The following is a 1,562-nucleotide window of genomic DNA, read 5'->3' as shown; positions in this document are numbered from 1 at the left end:
GTGTTCAGGGAAATCGCCGACCGTATTTATGCCAGCGATATGCAGATGTATAACGATGTGCCGACCCGTTTGGTAGGTAATACGGGTAATCCGCCAACAAAAGCAGGACAGAGTAAAGCGACTCAGAAAGTGTATAAAGCATTTGGTTTTAAACCGCTTTTTGCTTCAAAATCTGAGTATTACAATATTATAGATACCAGTGCGGGAACAGTTTTTCAAGAAAATAACGAGCGTAAAGGTGTGATGCCAAATGTGGCGGGAATGGGACTGAAAGATGCATTGTATCTTTTGGGAAATGCGGGTTTGAAAACAAAGGTTTCGGGTTCCGGAAAAGTGGTCAGTCAATCCATCATCGCCGGAACAAAGGTGGGTAAAGGATTGGGTGTACAGATAGAGTTGAATTAAAAGGAATGATAAAATGAGAGAATTTTGAATGAGTGAATGTTTAAAGGCTATATCCACATTCTATCATTCTCTAATTCAATCATTCAATAATTAATATGATGCAATTACAGGATTTACTTTATGGCGTAACGATTAAAGAATTGGTTGGTAGAACCGATAGGGAAATCAATGCGCTGAATTTCGATTCGCGTAAAGTAAGTAAAGATGATATCTTTTTTGCCGTAGTGGGCACTGTAGCTGATGGACACCAGTTTATTGAGCAGACCATTGAGCAGGGGGCAGGTGTAATTATCTGCGAGAATTTGCCAGAGATCGATGATTTTACTGTTACCTACATCAAAGTAGATAATACTGCTGTGGCTTTGGGTATCATTGCCGGGAATTATTTTGGAAACCCATCGGCAGATCTGAAACTGATCGGCATAACAGGAACCAACGGAAAAACCACCATTGCTACCATTCTTTTTAAATTATTTAAAGATTTAGGTTACAAAACCGGGCTTTTATCAACGGTAGAAAATTATATCAATGATACGGTAGTGGCGGCAACGCATACCACACCAAATCCGATCGCATTAAATCAGCTCTTAAGAGAAATGGTCGATGCGGGTTGCGATTACTGTTTTATGGAAGTAAGCTCACATGCAGTTTCTCAGCACAGGATTGAAGGCTTGACTTTCTCAGGAGGTGTATTTTCGAATTTAACACATGATCATTTAGATTTTCATAAAACTTTTGACGCTTACCTGAAAGCTAAAAAAGCATTTTTTGATGTACTGCCTAAATCGGCATTTGCATTGACCAATATCGACGATAAAAACGGAGTGGTGATGCTGCAGAATACAAAAGCGCATAAAAAAACCTATGCGCTTAAACAACTGGCCGATTTTAAAGCAAAAATTATCGAAAACCAGTTTAGTGGCCTGCATTTAGATATCGATAACGAAGACGTTTACTTTAAGCTTGTAGGGTCTTTCAATGCATACAATTTATTGGCCGTGTATGGAACAGCCATTTTGTTGGAGCAGGATAAGTTAAAGGTGCTGACTTTGTTGAGCCGTTTATCAGGTGCTGAAGGAAGATTTGATTACATCACCTCTGCAGATAAGATTATAGGTATTGTAGATTACGCGCATACGCCAGATGCTGTTCAGAAT

2 protein-coding genes are annotated in these 1,562 nt (G+C 39.3%); both read left to right on the top strand.

From position 1 onward, the window contains the following. On the top strand, window positions 1–405 hold a 405-nt coding region (locus AC1DPQ_RS27240; RefSeq protein WP_477611488.1), incomplete at its 5' end, for a PASTA domain-containing protein. Between the two features lie 95 nt (window positions 406–500). Then, the coding region (locus AC1DPQ_RS27235) for a UDP-N-acetylmuramoyl-L-alanyl-D-glutamate--2,6-diaminopimelate ligase (protein ID WP_477611487.1) at window positions 501–1,562 on the top strand (1,062 nt) is incomplete at its 3' end.

This window comes from Pedobacter sp. 01T416_2, assembly GCF_056398925.1.
This window is presented reverse-complemented; position numbering and strand designations above follow the sequence as displayed.